The organism is Haladaptatus litoreus, from assembly GCF_900156425.1.
Taxonomy (GTDB): domain Archaea; phylum Halobacteriota; class Halobacteria; order Halobacteriales; family Haladaptataceae; genus Haladaptatus; species Haladaptatus litoreus.
The window spans coordinates 2,031,817-2,052,199 of the sequence record NZ_FTNO01000001.1 but is presented as its reverse complement, the minus strand read 5'-3'; the positions used below and the strand labels follow the sequence as shown (position 1 = coordinate 2,052,199).

At 59.4% G+C, this 20,383-nt stretch carries 19 protein-coding genes and 1 pseudogene; 5 read left to right on the top strand and 15 right to left on the bottom strand.

All coding sequences use genetic code 11. The features are described from left to right. Positions 1-50: 50 nt before the first annotated feature. The 5 genes from BW974_RS10830 to BW974_RS10810 form a co-directional block, all read right to left on the bottom strand. Complete coding sequence (locus BW974_RS10830; RefSeq protein ID WP_076430122.1) at positions 51-722, bottom strand: DUF5828 family protein; 672 nt, start codon at positions 720-722, stop codon at positions 51-53. A gap of 120 nt (positions 723-842) precedes the next feature. Further along, on the bottom strand, positions 843-2,012 hold the full coding sequence (locus BW974_RS10825; protein ID WP_076430121.1) for an inorganic phosphate transporter: 1,170 nt from the start codon (positions 2,010-2,012) through the stop codon (positions 843-845). Between the two features lie 178 nt (positions 2,013-2,190). Next, positions 2,191-3,597, bottom strand: a complete 1,407-nt coding sequence (locus BW974_RS10820; protein WP_076430120.1) for an NAD(P)/FAD-dependent oxidoreductase — start codon at positions 3,595-3,597, stop codon at positions 2,191-2,193. Positions 3,598-3,961: 364 nt separating this feature from the next. Next, complete coding sequence (mptA, locus tag BW974_RS10815; RefSeq protein ID WP_076430119.1) at positions 3,962-4,903, bottom strand: GTP cyclohydrolase MptA; 942 nt, start codon at positions 4,901-4,903, stop codon at positions 3,962-3,964. A 48-nt stretch (positions 4,904-4,951) separates the two neighbouring features. Next, complete coding sequence (locus BW974_RS10810; RefSeq protein ID WP_076430118.1) at positions 4,952-5,776, bottom strand: NAD(+)/NADH kinase; 825 nt, start codon at positions 5,774-5,776, stop codon at positions 4,952-4,954. Positions 5,777-5,949: 173 nt separating this feature from the next. Here BW974_RS10810 and BW974_RS10805 point away from each other — a divergent pair. After that, positions 5,950-7,082 (top strand): annotated as a pseudogene (locus tag BW974_RS10805) (KaiC domain-containing protein). A 394-nt stretch (positions 7,083-7,476) separates the two neighbouring features. Here the strand turns inward: BW974_RS10805 and BW974_RS10800 are convergent. After that, a complete protein-coding gene (locus BW974_RS10800) occupies positions 7,477-7,905 on the bottom strand; it encodes a universal stress protein (RefSeq protein ID WP_076430117.1) in 429 nt (142 codons plus the stop codon). A 108-nt stretch (positions 7,906-8,013) separates the two neighbouring features. On the opposite strand from BW974_RS10800, the gene BW974_RS10795 reads away from it, so the two are divergent. Together BW974_RS10795 and BW974_RS10790 are read left to right on the top strand one after the other, a co-directional pair. Beyond that, a complete protein-coding gene (locus BW974_RS10795; protein WP_076430116.1) occupies positions 8,014-8,718 on the top strand; it encodes a DUF7504 family protein in 705 nt (234 codons plus the stop codon). Between the two features lie 4 nt (positions 8,719-8,722). Beyond that, positions 8,723-10,795: a lyase family protein gene (locus BW974_RS10790; protein ID WP_076430115.1), complete on the top strand. Its 2,073-nt coding sequence runs from the start codon at positions 8,723-8,725 to the stop codon at positions 10,793-10,795. Here the strand turns inward: BW974_RS10790 and BW974_RS26965 are convergent. Next, positions 10,792-10,926, bottom strand: a complete 135-nt coding sequence (locus BW974_RS26965; protein ID WP_281247676.1) for a DUF7503 family protein — start codon at positions 10,924-10,926, stop codon at positions 10,792-10,794. The genes BW974_RS10790 and BW974_RS26965 overlap by 4 nt on opposite strands. Before the next feature lie 163 nt (positions 10,927-11,089). Beyond that, a complete protein-coding gene (locus BW974_RS10785; protein ID WP_076430114.1) occupies positions 11,090-12,907 on the bottom strand; it encodes an ATP-binding protein in 1,818 nt (605 codons plus the stop codon). A 230-nt stretch (positions 12,908-13,137) separates the two neighbouring features. On the opposite strand from BW974_RS10785, the gene BW974_RS10780 reads away from it, so the two are divergent. Next, complete coding sequence (locus BW974_RS10780; RefSeq protein ID WP_076430113.1) at positions 13,138-13,473, top strand: DUF7113 family protein; 336 nt, start codon at positions 13,138-13,140, stop codon at positions 13,471-13,473. On the opposite strand, the gene BW974_RS10775 is transcribed toward BW974_RS10780, so the two are convergent. Then, a complete protein-coding gene (locus tag BW974_RS10775) occupies positions 13,467-14,720 on the bottom strand; it encodes a DNA double-strand break repair nuclease NurA (protein ID WP_076430112.1) in 1,254 nt (417 codons plus the stop codon). The genes BW974_RS10780 and BW974_RS10775 overlap by 7 nt on opposite strands. 64 nt (positions 14,721-14,784) lie before the next feature. Next, positions 14,785-15,087 (bottom strand): hypothetical protein, encoded by a 303-nt coding sequence (locus tag BW974_RS10770; protein ID WP_076430111.1) that lies wholly within the window; start codon positions 15,085-15,087, stop codon positions 14,785-14,787. Positions 15,088-15,238: 151 nt separating this feature from the next. On the opposite strand from BW974_RS10770, the gene gpmI reads away from it, so the two are divergent. After that, positions 15,239-16,756, top strand: a complete 1,518-nt coding sequence (gpmI, locus tag BW974_RS10765) for a 2,3-bisphosphoglycerate-independent phosphoglycerate mutase (protein WP_076430110.1) — start codon at positions 15,239-15,241, stop codon at positions 16,754-16,756. On the opposite strand, the gene BW974_RS10760 is transcribed toward gpmI, so the two are convergent. The 5 genes from BW974_RS10760 to BW974_RS10740 form a co-directional block, all read right to left on the bottom strand. Beyond that, complete coding sequence (locus BW974_RS10760) at positions 16,753-16,953, bottom strand: HVO_0649 family zinc finger protein (RefSeq protein WP_076430109.1); 201 nt, start codon at positions 16,951-16,953, stop codon at positions 16,753-16,755. The two genes, gpmI and BW974_RS10760, sit on opposite strands and share 4 nt — an antisense overlap. 210 nt (positions 16,954-17,163) lie before the next feature. After that, positions 17,164-17,595, bottom strand: a complete 432-nt coding sequence (locus tag BW974_RS10755; protein WP_076430108.1) for an ester cyclase — start codon at positions 17,593-17,595, stop codon at positions 17,164-17,166. 133 nt (positions 17,596-17,728) lie between these two features. Then, entirely contained in the window at positions 17,729-18,481 is a 753-nt protein-coding gene (locus BW974_RS10750) for an inositol monophosphatase family protein (RefSeq protein ID WP_076430107.1), read from the bottom strand. A gap of 80 nt (positions 18,482-18,561) precedes the next feature. Next, complete coding sequence (locus tag BW974_RS10745) at positions 18,562-18,744, bottom strand: DUF8143 family protein (protein WP_076430106.1); 183 nt, start codon at positions 18,742-18,744, stop codon at positions 18,562-18,564. Between the two features lie 25 nt (positions 18,745-18,769). Beyond that, on the bottom strand, positions 18,770-20,302 hold the full coding sequence (locus tag BW974_RS10740; RefSeq protein ID WP_076430347.1) for an amidohydrolase: 1,533 nt from the start codon (positions 20,300-20,302) through the stop codon (positions 18,770-18,772). Between the last annotated feature and the right edge of the window lie 81 nt (positions 20,303-20,383).

Below are 20,383 nucleotides of genomic sequence, written 5' to 3'. Positions count from 1 at the left end.
TTGAACAGACTACAGCGGGTTTGAACCAACTCTTGTCGTTGTTTGGACAACTAATTCCCCGATTCGGGCGATTCGGGCGATTCGGTTCCTTCCGCGGCCTCCACCGATTCGGTTTCTTTTTCGGCCTCGCCGCGCCATCGCTTTTGCTCTTCGTACTCTTCGAGACGGTCGCGGACGCGGTCTTTGAGGTCATCCTGATTGACGTTCACCTCGAAGACGTATCGTTGGTCTGTGTCCCGCGTTCGCTCGACGTTAGCGCTAATGAGTTCGTTGTCGAAGTACACGGGCGAAACCTTCGTCATGACGTGTTTGTACACCGTTTCCTCGACCGCTCGCAGTGCTTTGCGCCCCGCCGTGTCTACCGCCCGAGTCGCACGCTCGACTGATTCTTGGCCCTCTTTCACTGCGTTTTCTACGTCCCCGTCCGCGAGTTCCGACATCGAATCTTTGAGTTCGTCTCCTGCAGCATCCACGTCCTCACTCGGGGATTTTCCCGCCTTCTCGCCCTCCCCTTCCGATGGACTCGCCTGCTCCGCAGTTTTCTCTTTTACGTCCTCTCGAAGGCGTTCGTGAACTTTCGGCCGCCAGTCGTTCCATTCTTCGAAGTCCGAGTCGGAGTCTTCGACGCCTTCCTCGGTTAGGGCTTCCGTGATTCGTTCGCCGTGTTCGACGATGGTGACCCAATCTCCCTGTTCTTTGAACCCCGCGACACTCTCCTCCATACTACGTGAAACGCTACCAACTGTCATCTACATTTCTGACACTGAATCGAACACTGCCGATTGATGCAAACCGAGAATACTGCGAAAGTAGTGGTTGGTGGTCGTCGTCCGAAAAATCGGTTACAGCATCTCCACAACCGTCAACAGCCCGAACGCCAACACGAACGAGAGGAGCAGTGAGACGACCCATCCGAAAACCGTGTAGAGGATTTTGCCGGTGCTCGTTTTCTCCCCGCCGACGGCGTAGCCGCTTCCGATGACTGCGCTCACGATGATTTCGTTGAACGAGACGGGAATCCCGAACAACACCGCGGTCTGGGCGATGGCGAACGCCGGAATCAGCGCGGCAGTGGCCCGTCGTGGACCGAGTGACGAGAAATCCCGTGCGAGCGCCTTTATCATCCTCGGTGCGCCCATCCACGCGCCGAACATGACACCCAACCCGCCGAAGACGAGGACGACGAGGATAGGCAGTTCGAGCGGAGTGAGCATCGGAACGAGCGGTCCAACCGCGAGGCCGACCTGACTGCCGCCCGCGGAAAACGAGACGAGCGCGCCGATGCCGAACAGCAGATGTCGCTGGCCTCGTCTGACGCTCGACCGGACTTCCAACAGGAGGATTCCGCCGAGAACGAGGCCGACGAGCAAGGTCACCACAGCAAGGCCAAGCAGTGGCGAAAGCGGCAGTTCCTCGGAGAGAACTGCCGCAACCGACGCCCCACCCTGCTCGGGCGCGAGCATGGTAAACGGCGAGTTTGCGAGGATGAGTCCCACCAAGCCACCGAACAGCGGAATTGTGTACTCGTCGGGCACGTCGTCACGACGAATCAGGCGGGCGAGTCCGTAGGCGGTGCCGCCGCAGAGAAACGGCGTCAGCACCCACAGCAGGAGAATTTGCTGATATTTCGCGTAGGCTGGCTGTCCCCCCAGTGCAAGTCCGACGCCGATAACCGCCCCTGTCGCGGTAAACGCAGTCGCCAGTGGATAGCCCGCGAAGACGCCGATTGCGACCAATCCCGCGGCGACAGTGAGCGCGATGACCGCCCCAATCGGCGAGATAGACACACCCTCGATGAGTCCGGCGGCCATCGCCTCCGTGACGTTCGCTCCTTGCAACACCGCCCCTGCGATGCCGAACAGTCCCGTGAAGAAAGCTGCGCGCATAATCGTCATCGTTCGCGCGCCGACGCTGGGTGCGTAGGGTGTCCACCCCGCCCCGACTGTCCACGCCATAAAGAAACTCGCTACCGCGCCCACGCTCAAAACCGCTATCTGTTCGACCCCCACCATGATAGGTCACCCTAGCGACGGACGGGCAAAAGTTCACGCATAGTTTCATATCTGCGTGATGATGATCGTGTTTGTGTAGTGGGCAACAGCGTGCGAAAAATCGTCCGGAGAAAATCGAGGGCGATGCCATGACCATGGCATCGCCCAACCGAGGCGGAAACGTCTCGTTGCCAGTAGTTTATTGCGGACTGATAACCTGTTTCTTGCCCGCGATTCTGTCGGCGCATTCGTAGCCAGCGACGATGCCGCCGTTCAGACTGCGTTCGGGGTACTGGGCCTTGCTCGCCATTCCGGCGTAGTAGATGCCCTCTGCGATGTCGTCGCCGAGGTCGTAGGGAACCACCAAGTCGAGATACCCGCGTTCGTACACCGGTGCGGCGCGCGGGTTGCGCGCGAGGCGGAACTGCTTCACCGAATCGCGGTTCCAGTCGGGGAACATCTCCGCGATGTGAGAGAGCCACAACTCCTCGATTTCCTCGTCGTCCATCTGCCACAGGTCTTCCTCGTAGTCCTGAATGTAGCTCGCGACGTAGAGCAGATGGTCGCCGCCGTACCGCTCCGACGGGATGTAGTTCGTGTGCTCGATGAGTGCGCCGAACGGTGCCTCGTGGCCGATGTTGAGCCAGTAGGTGTCGGTCAGCGATTCGTCCATCGTCACGAGCGCACAGACCGCGCCTTGGAAGTCGATGTCGCATTCGTAGCCCGTGAGTCCTTCGAGGACGTTGGGCATCGCCGCGACGACCACGCCGTCAACGTCGTGCGTTTCGGTGACGGTTTCCTCGTTTTCGCCATTCGTGGTTCCGTCGTCCACTGTTCCACCATCTGCGGTGGCAGTCGCTTCGACGGCTTGTGTCGCTTCGGTCGTGAGCGACCGAACTTCCCCGCCTTCCGTGTCGATGTCGCTGACGCGCACGCCGGTCGTGATGTTCTCCTCGCCGACTTCCTCGATGAGGGCGTCGATGAGGCGACCGAACCCGTCCCGGAGGTAGCCCAGCGGTTCGCCCCGAAGCAGGTCGCGCTCGCCGCGGAATTTGATTCGTCCGAGGAGCCACGCCGCGCTCACGTCTTCCTTTCTGCTCCCGAATTTCGCGTCCAGAAGCGGCCCGAAGAAGTTCTCGTAAACTCCTCGGGAGGTGTGTTCGATAAGGAACTCGTCTATCGGCACGTCCTCGAAATCCTCCAGTCGCTCGTAGGTGTCGAACTTCGGAATCCCGCCCCGAACGTCGATTTCCTGCGTGAGCAGGGCCAACCGGAACTTGTCGTAGGCGCTCATGTGCGGGTAGGCGAGGATTTCCCACGGCTTGTCGAGCGGGTGGACGACGCCATCGACGTAGTAGGCGTTCTTCCCGATGGGCCACTCCAAATCGTCGCCCAGTCCGAGTTCGTCCATGAGGTCGATGATGGTTTCCTCGGACGCGGAGAGGTGGTGGTAAAATTTCTCGATTCTGTCCCCGTTCGTCTCGTAGGTCGCGGCGAGTCCGCCGAGGTCGTCGCTCGCTTCGAACACCTGCACATCGTAGTCGTGCTGCTGGAGGCGGTAGGCGGCGGCCAATCCGGCGATTCCCCCACCGACGATACCTATCATGACAGTCAGGTTCGTCGGCCCGTGGAATACGTGTTACGACCGCGCGTTCTGATACCTTCGGACTGTTGAACTGGTCTAGCTTGCAACAGCAGAGCGGGAAATAGACCGCGAAACCGCTAGCAGTTTCGCGATTAGACTGAATGTGTAGATTTCGAAAACAGCAGACCGACCAACCCACGGGACGCGCCGACTGGACGCCGAGCCAGCGGTCGGCGCACTCGTCCGCATGCAGTGGCGGTCGTTTATTGTCGTGATTTCAGTTTCGGTAGATCTGGAACCAGTAGTTACGCTAGAACAGTACTAGACACCATCCAACATAACGACCGAATCCAATTAGAAACAGGGACTGAAATTTCCGATGTCGCTACTCGTCGCGTGATTCGGCGACTTCCTCGCGCAACATCCCAACCTCCGCAACACGCTCCGCGTGGGCGTTGTGCTGGTGAATGGACTCGTCGTTGCTCTGTTTCATCGTTACGACTGCGTCGTCCGGCAGGTCGGGGAACTGTTCGACCACGCCGTGGGCCATGTCGCGCACGCAGTCTTCCACGAACTTCGCGTCGGCGTGCGCCTGAAACGTCATGTGGTCTTCGTCGGGGCGCTTTGCGAGGTTGTAGATTCGGGCGCTCATGGAATCCCGCGCGACTTCGATGAGTTCGTGGAGGTCAACCTCTGGTGCACCTGCACTTTCGACGGTGAGGGTGGCGTGTCCGCGCTGGGAGTGGCCCGCCTGCGGGATTTCGCGCAGGAACTCCTTGACTTCTTGTTCGCCGACGCCGAGGTCGAGGAGTTTCTTTTTTGCCCGCCCGCTCATCATACCCTGCGAGCAAGGACAGACGGTCATGCCGGTTACGCGCGCGCCGATTTCCTCTTTCGTTTCTTCTTCCTCGGTCGCTGTCGCGCTGGCGATGATGTCCACGGTTGCCTGCGTCGGGCGACCGCTTTCGGGTGTCGTATCGCGCACCATGAACTCCGCTTCCATGCTGACCTCGGCCTTCGTCGTGTAGTCGTGTTTTTCGAGCAATCGCTCCGCGGCGTCGCCACAGACGTCCTCGACGCGGTAGGTCGGTTCGCTGACGGCGTCTTCGAGGACTTCGTCTACGACCTCCATGTTTCGGCTCATGTCCGCGCCTTTGCGCCAACTTGGCAGGTCAACGAGCACGTCGAACTCGGCGGTCAGCACGTAGGGTCGTTTGTCGGGACGAGCGATTTCGACCAGTTTTTCCACACCGGTCACGCCGACTCGGTTCAACCCGACCGTCACGTCGGGTGCCGTAGCCTGCACGTCGGGGAGTTGCTGTTTCATTGTCCCTCTGTTGTGAGCAACAGAATTAGAGGCTTCCGCTTCCGGCAGTCAATCTAATTTCGAGAGCGCCCCGAAGAAGTTCGTGGACGGCCCGGCGATGTGGGCCGGTTCCGGCGCGAGCGACACCGTAATCGTCTCCGGCGGTTCGATTCGAACCTGTGTCCCGTCGCTTCCGACGACTGCGAACGGTGCGTTTTCGACCCGAATCACGACATCGTGGTCGGGGTCGAAAACGAGCGGCGGCATGGGATTGTCGGCGCACATTTCGGTAAACACCAGTCCATCGACGCCGGGATGCACCAACGGGCCACCCTCGCTCAGGTTGTAGGCCGTACTTCCCGTGGGCGTCGAAACCAGCACGCCGTCGGCGTGGCCCTCGCCGTACTCCACGCCGTCGATGTGGACTTCGTAATCGAGTCCCTGTCCGTGGCCGCGCTGTGCGCCCTGAATCACGATTTCGTTCAGCGCCGGGTGAACCGACCAGTCACCCTCTCCGCTCGCGCGAAGGCGGGGTACTGCTCGAGACGGGATTTCTCCGAATTCGTGGTACTCTGCAACGACTGCGCGAACCTCGTCCACTGCCTCTTCCGGCGCGACGGCGTTGAGAAAGCCGACCTCTCCCAGATTCACGCCCAGAATCGGCGTCCCGCCTGCTCCACTGGCGGCGAACAGGAAGGTGCCGTCGCCGCCGATGCTCACGACGAGGTCGTTTTCCGCCATCCGTGAAACATCGACTCCGTCGATTCCTAACTGCTCGGCGGTCGCGGCGTCGATTCGAACTGTGACGTTCTCCTCGGCAAGCGTCTCTTGCAATCGCCCTGCGAGTGTCGCGGCCCGTTCGTTTCCCCTCTGCGCGACGATACCGACGTTCATCACGACTCCGTTCTCGCCGGGCGCTCAAAAAGCCGCCGACACGAACATTAATTTGCGTCGGGTGCCAGTGACAGGATGATGAGAACTCTCGCTCGAACTCCGTTTTCGGTGCGCACGAGCGAAGTGAGTGCGAACCGGACTCCACGCCTTCGAATCTTGAAGGCGGTGATAGCGTGACCGAGGAAGACGACTGGTTCGAGGCCGCACTTCGTGACGACGATGAGGAGGCAGACAGTACTGACGACGATCCGACAAATGGGTCGGATTCGCCCGACTTCCCCGACGCGCCCGATTCGTCGGAACTCTCGACCGAAGAATCCGAAGATGCCCCCGCGGGCAAGCCGGGATTCGGCGCTGACGAGATGGCGACACCCAGTGCTGAACGAGATACGAAACCCCCCGAAACGCCGGACGAGTCGAATCCGGACGAATCGAACAGCGACTCTCTGTCGACGACGATTTCGCTTCCGCGTTTTCGAACGCACCCGGCGCAGGTTCCGGCGGCGAATCGGATTTCGGTGGCGGGTTCGGCGGCGATAGCGACGGTTTTGATGCTGGCGGCGGGTTCGACACCGGCGGCTTCGACGACGAGGAGTTCGAATCGGACATCCCCCGAACCGACATCGGCATCGACGGCCTCGACAGCATGATTCAGGGCGGCGTCCCCGAACGAACCCTAATGGTTGCAATCGGTAACGCCGGAACCGGGAAAACCACCTTCGGACTCCAGTTTTTAGACCACGCACTGTCGCGCGGCGAAAGCGCCGTTTACGTCACGCTGGAGGAGAGCCACGAGCGAATCGTCAACAGTGCGACGGAGAAGGGGTGGCCCTACGACGAGTACGTCGAAGACGACCTACTCGCAATCGTGGATTTAGACCCAATCGAGATGGCCAACTCGCTGTCGAGCATCCAGAGCGAACTCCCCGGCCTCGTCCGCGATTTCGGCGCGACTCGTCTCGTTCTCGACTCCGTCTCCCTGCTCGAAATGATGTACGAAGCGCAGTCGTCGCGTCGAAACGAGATTTACGACTTCACCCGAAGTTTGAAAGAAGCGGGCGTGACGACCATGCTGACGAGCGAGGCCAGCGACGAGAACCCCTACGCCTCCCGTCACGGTATCATCGAATATCTCACCGACGCCGTGTTCGTCCTCCAGTACGTCCGAAGCACGGACGATTTCCGCGAAACCCGACTCGCCGTCGAAATCCAGAAGATTCGAGACGCGAACCACTCCCGCGAAATCAAACCCTACGACATCACTGAGGAAGGAATCAGCGTTTATCAGCAGGCCAATCTGTTCTAAACCACCACCTTTTACGACGGTCGCAGGCAGGAACGACGACCGCCGTCGTTCCTGCTGGCTTCTTCACGGGCGAGGCCCGTGAAGGAACGAGATAGCTTCGCTATCTCGCATTCCCTGTAAAAGCTGGACCAAAAGCACTCCTCCCTCGCTTCACTGCGTTCCGCTCGGTCGTCGGCCCGCTCACTCGTCACTGCGTTCCTCATTCGCGGTAAACTGGTGGCCGCTCGCGGTTGTGTAGATTGCTCGTTTCTGGCGGTTGCGTAAATTCTCGTTTCCGGCGGTTGTGTCAATAGCTGACTCTGGCGGTTGCGTCGAACGCCTATCGCTCCCGACGAACGACTCGCGTCGCTCGTCTTCGCCGGTCGCTGTCCGAAAAATCGTGGTCGGATTCTGATTATCGAACGACCGTCACGGGCATCGGCGAGCGCCGAACGACGGTTTCAGCGACGCTTCCCAAGAGGATTCGGGAGACGCCGGAGCGACCGTGACTGCCCATCACGATGTGGTCGAAATCGTTATCCTTGGCGTAGTCCACGACGACCTGCGACGGGCGTCCGACTTCCGTCGCCGTCGAGAGGGTCGCACCGTGTTCGTCCGCGGTTTCGCGCGCCTCCGTGAACAGTGCTTCCGCGCGCGCTTTCGAATCTTCGTACCACTCCTCGGAATAGCCGGGCATCCCGACCGTCGAACTGTAGCCCACGTCGATGGGGTCGATGACGTTGATGACGGTGGTTTCGGCGTCGGGAAACTCGGTCAGTACGTAGTCGAGTGCTTTCGTGGACTGCTCCGACCCGTCGATTGGAACGAGAATCCGCTTTCCCATGCGACTACCCACGAGTGGCGTTGTCATAGTATTTCACCCGTGGGGTGGTTTCGCGACACCATCACAACCCGAGTATTTTTATCTTATTACTATCATCAGTAGGGTAAAATGGGGTTCGACGGTATCGAGTTCCGCGGCGACGAAAGCGTCCCCGGATTCTCGAATCTGCTCGCGGAACTCAAAACGGGCGGATGTAACCTCCTCGTCACCGGGCAGGTGTCCGAACGTGTCAGTGCCCGAGCGACACGAACGCTTCTCGGCGACCCCGCGGCCGACCGCAAACGAATCGTGGCGCTGACCGATTCGACGACGCGACACGTGGAACCGTGTCTGCCGACCGGGGTTCGACTCGACAGCTCCGACGTCTGGGTTATCGACCAGCGAAACGGCGAGCGGTCGACACCGACCAGCGCCAGCGTTTCAGACGTCGAACTTCCGACCCGGCAGGATGGCCAAAACGAACTGTGGAACCTCGCCGAGGAAATCGTTCTCGCCATCGGCTTTTTCGACACGACGACGGACGGACTGGAACCGGCTGGACTCCGTCTGTCGGTCGATTCGTTGAGTTTTCTGGCCGAACAGCACTCCCGCACGGAGTTCGAGTGTTTCCTGCGAATGCTCACCGCGATTATCCGCGGCGTGCGAGCGATGGGTCACTACCACCTGCCGATAGCGGACGACGACCCGCTCGTAACGGAACTGTCGCCCCTGTTCGACGCGCGTATCGAACTCCGCCAGCGCGACGGACTGGTGCCGGAACAACGATGGCACGTGCCCACCTACGAACGAAGCACGAACTGGGTACGACTCTGAGACGATGCAACCAGCATTCGAACCACCACCGACCCGACCGGGATTGCTCATCAACGACCCCATCGAGAGTGTCAGGTTCGCCCTGTACACGCCCGACCAGTCGCCGATTTGTCCTACTAATCCGGAAGAGTTTCATTTTCCGGTCGATGCCGCCGTCGAATTTGAAACCAAGAAAATAGAAATCCCGAGGCTGACGGGGGTGTACGTCCGAACACAGGACGGCGACCTCACGGCGAGCTACAGCGTCACGGACGACGAAACGACAGTTTCGGCTGGCGCGTACAATCTCGAACTCAACACGGCACCGATGAAGCTGTACCTCGCCGTCGAAAGCGGGGTGTGCATCGAAAAACGAGACCAATCGGTCGTTCTCGACTTCGACGAACGGATTCCGGTCAGAGTCGGCGCACGCTCGTTTCACGAGCAACCGGCGGGAACTATCACGGTTACGGACGACATCGAAGATTCGATGCGGGCGATTTCTCTGTTCGGGTCAGCACTGAAAACCACGAGTCCGGAACGCTCGTTTCCGACGCTGCGGGGCCATCCGCCGCTCATCGAACGAGGTGACGAATTTTCCGCCCCTGACGGTATCGAGCGTCCCGAAACGGGCGTCGAACTCGTCGTGCCGCGAGAGCGTGCCGCCGTTTATACGGCGACGCCGCTCGCGTACTACCTCGGTGCGGAAGTCGTCCCCGGCGAGTCGCCGCACCTCGCCGCGAGCGGATTCGAACAGTCGCTTGCGAGTTCCGATAGCTTCGGCAACACGGTCGCAAATACGCTCCAGCAGGTGTTTTTCCTCGACTGTCTCGTCCGAACGGAGGGTTACTACCGAGTCGATTTACACGAGCGCCAGCAGGTAGAACCGCTGGTCGATTTGGACTTCGCTGCGCTCTACGACGCATCGCTCGCGGAGCGACTGGCGGCGTATCTCTCGGTGCCGTTCGAGACGCTCGAACCGCACCTTCCGGACTGGCATCTCACGACGGACGTGGTGCCGACGGCGGACAATGCCGAGAGTCTCCCGTTCGTGGCGAACGACCTGTCACTGGTTCGGTGTCCACCGAATCCGACCACGCGGACGGTTCGGTCACAGCCCAAACCGCTGACGGAGTTCTATCGAGCCGACTTCGTTCGGAGTACCGGCGACACCGCGTCGGTGAACGACATCGTGCAACCCGACCCCTCGAACTCGGTCGAACACGCGTGGATAGGGGACGGCTACCCGCTCGGAAGCAACAAAACGACCGTCAAATCCTGTCGCCGTCGAATCGAAGGGACAGCGCCGGACGATTCAAACATCGAGATTCACGTCGTCTGTAACGACGAACGGATGAAAGAGGAGGGCGTCGTCAACGAGTTCTACGGCTTCCGCGACCTGCTTGAGTTCGACGTGGACATCTCCTACGATTTGACGACGGACGAACTCGCGGAACTGTTCGCCCGTCCGCTCGATTTCGTCCACTACATCGGCCACGTCGATGACCAAGGGATGCAGTGTTCCGACGGCTATCTCGACGTGAGAACCCTCGATGTCGTTCGCACGAAGGCGTTTTTGCTCAACGCTTGTCGTTCATACGAGCAGGGAATGGCGCTGGTCGAGAAGGGAAGCCGAGGCGGCGTCGTCACGCTGTCGGAAATCGCGAACGTCAGCGCGACGAAAGTCGGGCGGGCGCTCGCTCGTCTGCTCAACATCGGGTTTTCGCTTCGAACTGGACTCGAAATAGCGAAAAACGAGATTTTGACCGGTTACCGGTACATCACGGTCGGAGATGGTGGGCTTGCGCTGGTGCAGTGTGAAAGCGGGTGCCCGATGCACCTCCGAGTGAAGCGTGAGAGTGGGGATTCCTTCGAAGTCGATATCATGGTGTACCCCTCGCAAACCCGCCGTATCGGGGCTTTATTTCGGCCGCATCTCAATGACGAGGATACGCAGTATCTCAACTCGGGAGTGCTCGACAGTTGGGTCGTGTCCGAAGCGGAACTCGATGAGTATCTCAACTGTGGCGTGTTGCCGGTCACCTTCGAAAACGAACTGTATTGGAGCGACGAAATAACTGCGGCTGACCTCCGTTAGGGACCGTTTGTCGTGTCACCACAGCACGCAAGAACTGTTCCGGCCTGCATCAACAGCAAACTCGCCGAGAACAGGACGCCAATCATTCGGGGATGCGATTCGAGGTATTCCGCCAGTGCTGTTTGGTTCATAGTACAGTAAATATTATCTGTTACAGTTATTTTAATTTATCTAAAAAATACTAATATGAAACAAATTACAGCAACGATATTACGAGTAAAGAAATTGGTACTGCGCTGTGATAACTACTTGCAGAACTGGTTGAAACCGATAAAATATCAGTATTTCGATTATTCAATCCCGTCCGTGGCGGGTGACGCATTTCGGCAAACCGATGAGCTCGACCGGTTCCGAGTTGTCCGGGGAGTAAACGACCATCTGGCCTTTCTCCATGTACGGCACTTTCTTCTCCAAATTCGGCGGGATGTTTACGCTCTTGATTGCGTCCTCGTCGCCCAGATTCAACACCACGGTCGTGTTTATCTGTTTGAACACCGAATCCGCGATGTCCTGTGGGTCTTGCGTGATGAGGAACAAGCCGAGTCGTTCCTTTCGTCCCTGTTTCGCTGCGTCGGTGAACTTCCCGATGACCTTCTGGGCCTGCACGCTTTCGGCATCCGAGAGGAAGTTATGGGCTTCGTCCATCCCGACGACCAGCGGCGTTTCCTTGATTGCCGGGTGGTCTGGTGAGTTCGACAGCTTTTCATCGACCAGCAGACTCGACACCGCGAGGACGACCATCTCCTTCGCTCGACTCGTCGGCAGGTGGTACGTCGGAACCACCGACAACCGCCCCGAGCGAACGAATCGCGGGACGAGGTCGGTAATCGGTTCGGCCGACTGGTCGAACACGCTGCTCGGAACCGACCGAACGCGACGTTTGACGGCATCGAACGTCGCCTCGTGAACCCTACCGCTTTCGTCCAACTCCTCGCGCAGCGCCGGGTCGTCCAGATAGGAGAGGAACTCCTGATAGGTTCCGTTATCTCCGCGACTGCGGAAGAATCGCTTGAGCAGGTAGGTGAGCGCGCCGTACTGGTTGTCGTTGAGTTTCGCACCCGCGACGAGCCACGGATTGTCGCCCACCATCGAAAACGGAATCGTGAACTCGATCTGCTCCGCGTTGTGGTGGCTGGCGGAGTACGAGACACCGCTCACCTTCGGCACGAACGCCTTCGTCTCGGTATGCCCACCGTGGGCGACTCCCTCGCGTTCCCACTTGCGCTCGTCTTCCGTTTCCACCTCGGGGTTGTCGTCGTGCATCTGGGCGTACTCGTCCTGCGGATCGAACTGCACGACTGCCATTCGGGCGTCGCGCCCGTCCTCCATCGGATAGGTTCGCTCCTCGGAGAGATACTGCCGGAGCATGTTCTTCGCGCCGTGAGTCTTCCCCGACCCGGTTCCGCCCGCGACGAGCGTATGCCGGAAAACCAATGGGTCGCCCGACTCGTAATCGTCTTTCACTCGGTAGTCGATGGTCGGCGGCTCGGCCGCGGTTCTGACCTTCTCGCCACCGACCGAGAGGTGGCCGAGGAAGACGCCGTCTTCCGGAATCTTCAGCCCGGTTTTGATGTCGCGCTTGTCGCGAGCCTGTCGGACGACGGTTTCGGGCTTCGGAACCCGGTCGGTCATCCGCCGCTTCAGGTCGCCGTCGTCTTCAAACAGAACAGCAATCGGCTCCAACGTCGCCATAAATTTGTAATCGGCCTCGTCTATCGGCCCGCTTCGCATAGCCCGGCGCGCGTGAATTTCGGTGGCGTCGTCGCTGTGGAACTCTTGTGCGTATTCGAGGGTCGTAATCCGACAGAACAGCTTTTCGCCGTCGGGATACGGAACGAGCAGATACTTTCCGATTCGCACGTCGGCCCGGTTCGGCGCGGTCACGTAGGCTCGGAGTCGTGTATCGTCTTCGTCTTCACCGATTGCCAACCCCTCAGACACGGCGAGACTTCCGATTCCGTGGTCGTCGCCGACCGGATCGAGTTCCATCTCGCTAAAATCGTCGTTGCCGGTTTTCGTCTCGCTCGATTCCGTCTCCGCGGCGGACGAATCGTCTCCCGATTCGTCGCCCGAATCGAAACCCTGCTCTGAAAAATCCCCGAGTTCGCTCATGGGCCTGTCATCTCAAGCCCGCGTAAAACGTGTTTCGCACGCCGCTTTCGAGACTTCCCAAATCCGGCATCCGAAATCCGGCACCGGACTACTGGATTCCCGAAGAGACGGATAAGAATTCGCTTGCGAATCGAAACTCAACGACACTACTACCGAGTTTTCCATACGACAGTGGTTGTCACACTCACGTCCCCGCGTTCCTTTTATGTTCACACGTCGTATTTCAGCCTATGTTACTCGTTCGCGGTGAAGCAGGGGGGACTACCCTCACTGGGTCGTTGTACGAACGCGGCGAGCGTGCTCCCACGTTCAAGGGCGCACCAGACGAAGACGCTCCCTACGTGTGGGTGTGCGACGAGTTCTATCAGGTCGAAAGCGGCGGCACCGCGCAAGTCGTCTCCGGCAAGGAGGTTCACGTCGCTTTCGAGACGCCGATGCCCCGTGGGTTCGACACCCGCGAGCAGGCGATAGACGCCGCGGAAGAGCACATCCGGACACAGTTCGCCCGTATCGGCGTCGATATCGACGACGTAGAAATCTCCGTCGAAAAGAACGACCCTCAGTAGTTTCGGCCCCAGCGAACCGCGTTGTAGTTCGCGTCCAACTCACTGTCGAACGACCGCTCGAAACTCCGTATCAGTGACCCCGTGCTCTGCTGTCCGATTTTGGCGAGCGAATCCGCTTTCGAAATGGCGACCGGCGGGCCGTTTGCAATGGCGACTTCTTTCAGAATCTGGTGCTCGACTTTTTCGCGGCAGGTTTCGTCCTCGGTGAAAACCCGCGGTGCTTCGATTTTATACAGCAAATCCCGTCGCGGGTCGTAGATGACGCAGAACGTCACTTCGTACTGTTCCGGCGCGAACTCGCGTTCGACGTAGCGGTCTGCTTCCCTGCTTCCGAAAAAGGAATCAGACCCCGCTCGGGAGACGAACCAGTTCGTCAGGGTTAGGTCGTCCGTGTGTCGCTCGTACTCGCCGTTTCCGTACTCTCCACGTTCGAGAACCTGCGAGAAAAATGCCGCGTCGTGCGCCCACGGCGCATTTACGCCGTCTTTTTTCCGAAGCGTTCGGATTATCGACTTCGCGGAGATGTTCTTGACGAATCCCGCGAGGGGAACCTCGCGCTCCGCGAATCGTTCCACTAGTTTGACGTAGTTTTGGAGGATTTTCTCAACTTCTCCGGAGTTCTCGAACAGGTCGGGAAGTACGGAACCGCGGTCACGCCATCGAAGAATTCCCTTGGGGTACATCGGCCCGTCTAGCAGGAGGAAATCCGATACGTCGTCCGCGTGGTCGAGCGCGTGGCGACTCTCGGCGCGGTACAGTGCCAGCGCGTGAACGATGTCCTCCTCGAAGTCGTCGCGGCGCGGTACGTGAACGATTTTTCGTTTGCTGCCTTCGTTGTAGGTTTCCCAGTTCTTGTCGAAATTGCGCTCCACGTCGTTCGTGTGAACTGCCTTGACGACCGTGCGCGAATCGTGGAGGTCGAGGTCGGAGGGCGACGAACTCATCGCGGCGTGTGCCACGTCCACCACTAGTCCATTTTTGAACGGCAGTGGGTTGGTCGTTCCCGAGTCGAGTCCGTGCATCGTCTCGAATCGGTCGCTTTCGAGCGCGAGGTCTTGCATGTTCGCCCGCCGCCGTTTCAGCGTTCCGAGCGGTTCGAGCACTTTCGTCCCCTCGTGATACAGCGGGTCGAGGTAGTTTTCCCAGACGTTTCGGGCGAGTTCCTGATGATTGCGTTCTTCGCCCTCGTACTCTATCTCGTCCGCCAACGTGGCGATGCCATCGAAGTGGACGGGGTCTAAGGTCATGCACGCCCCATCCCGTCGCACCCGGAAAAAAGGTCACCTTTCGAAACCGCGAGCAGTGAGTGTGCTATTCGGTCTGCATCGCGCGTTCCGCTCGCTTTCGGTGGATGATGACGCCGCGCGCGAACGAGAGTATCGCAATTCCGACACAGCCGATGACGAGCGCGTTCGGAACGAAACTGTCCGGAAACATTCCCTGTGCCATGCCGAACTCGACACCGCCAGCGGCGCAGACGAAGACGCCGCTGAGGAACTGGTGATTAATCCGGCCACTGGTCCGGTACTGCCAGATGAGGGACACCGCGAGCACCGACGCAATACCGAACCAGAGCGCAATCCAGAGCACGCCGGTATCGAAGGGAACTGCCATCGTCTTCCGATTCGCCACCGAAACCAAAATAGATTGTGCGGGGAGCGATTGCGTGACTGAATTTCCTTCCGGTAGGATGTTTTTCGAAAATCACCTCCATCGCCGCCGTTCGGGCGAAGGGTAATTACCCCACGACGACGACGATTCGCCCATGCAAGCGGGACTCATCGTTCTCGACGGGTGGGGACTTGGAAGCGAAGACGGCGGGCGAAACGCTATCGAGGCGGCCGACACGCCGAATTTCGACCGACTCGCGGGAGCAGGTGCATACGGAACGCTCACCGTGTCGGGTCGCAGAGTCGGCCTTCCCAAGGGACAGATGGGCAACAGCGAAGTCGGCCACCTCAACATCGGCGCGGGCCGGGTCGTCAGACAGGAGTACACCCGAATCAGCGACGCAATCGAAGCGGGCGAACTCGGCGAGAACGAAGCCATCAGCGACGCCTTCGACTACGCGAACGACCACGGCGGGCGCGTTCATTTCGTGGGATTGGTCAGCGAAGGCGGAGTTCACTCCGCACAGGAACACCTCTACTCGCTCATCGAACTCGCTGGAGACAGGGGCGTCGAGGCTGTTACCCACGCCTTTACCGACGGGCGTGACACGCCGCCGAAAAGCGGGGCCGGATTTCTCGCGGACTTGCAAGATGTCATTGAGGAGAATGGAACGGGACACGTCTCGACAGTCACGGGGCGCTACTACGCGATGGATCGCGACCAGAACTGGGAGCGCACGAGACGCGCTTACGACGCCATCGTGAACCGGGAAACCGAGTTCGTCGCCGAAACCGCAGTCGATGCTGTCCGAGAGTCTTACGAGCGCGGCGAGACGGACGAGTTCGTGGAGCCGACGCTGATTTCCGGTGGAAAAGCACTCGACGACGGCGACGCAGTCGTGTTCTTCAACTTCCGCTCCGACCGTGCCCGGCAACTGACGCGGATGCTTTGTGACATCGACCCCGTCTGGGTGTTCGAAACGAATCCGCCGGAAATCGACTTCGTGATGATGACGCAGTACGACGCGGAGTTCGACCTGCCGGTCGCCTTCCCGCCGAATCAGCCGAAGGATACGCTCGGCGAAGTGCTCGCAAACCACGGCAAGACACAACTTCGACTCGCGGAATCGGAGAAGTACGCCCACGTCACCTACTTCTTGAACGGCGGGCGCGAGGTCGAATTCGACGGCGAAATCCGGCGCATCGTGGAGAGTCCGAACGTGCCGACCTACGACCAACAACCCGAGATGAGTGCGGAGGAAGTGACCGACACGGCCATCTCGGTCATCGAATCCGACGACCCGGACGTGCTCGTGCTGAATTACGCGAACCCGGACATGGTCGGCCACACCGGGGATTTCGACGCTGCGGTCGCCGCCGTGGAAGCGGTGGACGAACAACTCGGACGACTCGTGGAAACCCTCCGAAATCACGGCGCGCACGTCTTCATCACGGCAGACCACGGCAACGCTGACGACATGGGAACGCCGGACGACCCGCACACGGCCCACACCTACAACGAGGTTCCGCTCGTCTACCTGTCGCCCGAAGGTGACGATGGCAAGAAGAAAATCCGAGAAGGTGGGTCGCTCTGTGACCTCGCGCCGTCGCTGTTGTCGGTCATCGGGGTAGAACAACCCGAAGCGATGACGGGCGAGTCACTGCTTCGCTAGCGCCCGTACCGAAGCACTCGCGTGTCGATAGCATCGCAACGCGGACAGATGTGCTGGAAATGCAACTCCCCGCCGCGCGCGGTGACGCGCCACTCTCCCTCGTCGTCCACGAACCCGCATTTCGAACACCGTCGTTCCGTTTTTTCGTAATGTTTCCGGAGTCTATCGAACGGTGAACGACTCTGTTTAGTTGCCATGTGATACCATATGGCACAATACGCAATAATTGTAACGATTGTTCAGGAATTTTGAGTTGGTCGTTTGATGTGACGGCTCGTTCTCGCCCGATCGGCGACTCCCAGCGCTGAAGAACCAACGAGCCAACGAGGAGGCTCGAAAACAGTAGTAGTTCGTGGCGTCAGGTCGGAAACCGTTCCCGTCGTACAGCGCTACCAACTGCGGGCGGATTATTCGGCGACTTGTCTGGGAATCGCGTCGAGTTGCTGGAGCATCCCCAGCGCGTCGAAGTTCCCCCACATTTCCGTGATTTTACCGTCTTCGAGGCGCATCTCCACCATCCCCGTAATATCGACCTCGTTTCCGGTCGGTTCGACGCCCATTATTTCACCCTCCTGCGTTCCGTGCATCGTCCAGCGATACATCACGGTATCGTCTTCATCGACGATACTCTCGATGGTTTCGTGGTAGTCAGGGAACGCAGTTCGGTTCATCTCGACGAAATTCTTGTATCCATCACGTCCACGAACGTCCTCTGCGGCCGGGTCGTGGCGGACGAAATCCTCGGCGACATACTCATCGACCGCGTCGAGATTCCCGTTGTTGAACGCTTGCTCGACGAACTGTCGAACGATTTCGCTGTTTTTGACTGTTTGTGACATTCTCCTCCCCCAAGCCGTAGAGTCGATGTGTGTCTGCATAAATGAAACTGAATCAGAATGTTCAGGTCTATTATTTGGACTATAGGATGTCACGAGACGGCGGTCTACCTCTCCAGATAGTCAGATAACTCCGTCAGAACAGCGATTCGAGTTCCGCGAACACCTCGTCGTTCGCAGCCGCGACGAACAGGTCACCCTCGTTTGCCAATCGCGCGTCGCTTTCTTCAGCGAGCAACCAACCGGCGTGCTGTTCGACAGCGTCCGGATGGAAGCAGACGACTGCTTCGAGTTTCCCGCGCGCCAGCAGTCCCCAGTCGAGAACCGGTGCCCAACTCTTCCAGATGCGCTTTCCGTACCCCGACAGGTTCGATTCGAGTTCGTCACCCCGCGCCTTCAACTCCTCGTCCCGGAGCACGTCGATGCCGATGACGTAGGCAATCGTCGCGTGGTCGCTCGTCACCGAACTTTCGGCGCGAATGGGTTCGCCGTTCAGTGTCGCTCCCTCGCCGCGCCTTGCGACGTAGGTGTCGTCGTGAAGCGGGTCGTGAATCACCGACAGAATCGGTTCGTTTTCGTGGAGAAGCGCGGCCGCGACTCCGAAGTACGGAATCCCCGAACAGAAGTTGTTGGTTCCGTCCAGCGGGTCTACCACCCAGCGATAGTCGCTTTCGCCGTCTTGTTTTCCCGACTCCTCCGCGAAAATCCCGTGGTCGGGATAGGCGGTCGTGAGCACGTCGAGAATCCGTCGCTCGGAACCGCGGTCTGCGACCGCCTTCACGTCGTCTGGCCCGTAGTCGGCGTCGAGCGATTCGCGTTCGAACTCCGAGACGAGGTACTCGCCTGCGACTCGACACGCCTCCACTGCCGTCTTCTCGAACGAGTCCATACGACTACGTTTCACTCTGCTGTATAATTCTTCTCGGTTCTGCCGGTTCGAAGCGGTCGGCGAAACCGTCCAGTCGGGTATCATTTCTCATGCGTGTCGCGCCGAGCATTCCGCTCGGCGCTCTCCCAGTCGGCATGTTGGGTTTGCTCTCGGTCGCTTTCCGAGTCAACCAGTAGCCACAGAACGAGCGGCGCACCGACCGCAAACAGCAAAAACAGCACGAAGACGCCGCCGAATGCCGTGCTGAGGATGGTCGAATACATGACAAATAAATATCAGACGAGATGCTTAGTCGTTTCGCCCGTCGAACACGACTTTCCCGTCTACGACCGTCATCGCCACGTCGATAGTTTCGATGTCGTCTGACTTCTCCCACGGGGAACTGTCGAGGACGACGAAATCCGCCTTCTTCCCCTTCTCGACGGTTCCCAGCCGATTTTCGTCGAATCCGGCGTAGGCCCCCCCGTGCGTATACGCGCGGAGAGCTTCGGTAACGCTCAACTGCTGTGCTTCGACCGGCGCGTTGACGGTCTGATGAATCCCGAGCAGTGGGTCGAGGGGCATGCAGTCGCTTCCGAACGCGAGGTGTGCCCCGGAATCGAGCAGGGTTCGGAAACGATTCGTCTGCTTTCGTCGTTCCTCGCCCAGTCGGGCGTCGTACAGGCCGTCCTCCTGTGCCCACTTCAAGAAATTCGGTTGGACGGACGCGACGATGCCGGTTTCTGCAAATCGTTCTATCTGCTCGTCCGTCACGAGTTCGACGTGTTCGACGCGGTGACGCATCGCGCCGGGGTCGTCGGTTTCCTCAAAGGCGTCGAGTGTCTCCTCGATTGCCTCGTCGCCGATGGCGTGAACCGTGACCTGCAATCCGGCGTCGTCCGCTCGCCCGACGATTTCGTTCAGTTCCTCCGGGGGAACGACCCACTGACCGGTTCCGTCGCCGTCAGCGTAGGATTCGGTGAGCTTTGCGGTTCGTCCGCCGAAACTCCCATCGGTAAAGGATTTTATCGCACCGGTTCGGACGAACTCGCTTCCGTGGTTCGTCTGGAGACCGATTTCCTCGACTGCGTCGAGATGGTCGCTCCAGTAGTTGATGCGCACGCGCAGGTCGAGGTCGCCGTCGAGTTCGAGCGACCGGTACACTTCAGGTGCCCGCGAGCGCCGAACCATGTCGTGAACGCCAGTAATTCCCTTTTCGTGGGCGTCTCCTTGTGCCGCTAACAGGAGTTCGCGCATCGTCTCGGCGTCGGGTTCGATTGCTTCGTAGATTGCATCGACGGCTTCCTCCACGATGACGCCGGTTGGTTCGCCGCCCTCGGTTTCGACGTCCTCGTCCGGCATTTCGTCGCGGAGTCGGGAGAGAGCCTCACTGTTGACCGAAGCCGTGTGCATGTCTTCGCGAAACGCGACCACGGGTCGCGTTTCGCTCACCGAATCGAGGTCGTCGCGGGTGAGATAGCGCGATTCTTCCCACGTGCTTTCGTCGAATCCGTAGCCCAAAATCCAGTCGCGGTCGTCGTCCAACTCCGCGAGCAGTTCCACGCAGTCGTCGGGCGAATCGGCGACGGAGAGGTTGGCGTTGACGAGATAGCTCCCGACCATCATCAGGTGGGTGTGGGCGTCGATGAATCCCGGTAGGAGAACTCGCCCGCCGAGGTCAACCACCTCGGTTTCGACGCCCTCCAAGAAATCCACTTCGTAGGCGTTGTCCACACGAACGATTTCCCCGTCGCGGACGGCGACCGCGTCCGCCGTCTCGTCGGGTTCTGCGAGGGTGTGTACCTCGGCGTTCGTGAAAATCACATCCGCTGGCGCTGTCATGCTTTCGTGGTGTCGTCCGACGGCGATAACTGTTCGGGGAGCGGCAGAACACATTTGATAGTTCGCTGTGATTACACGAAC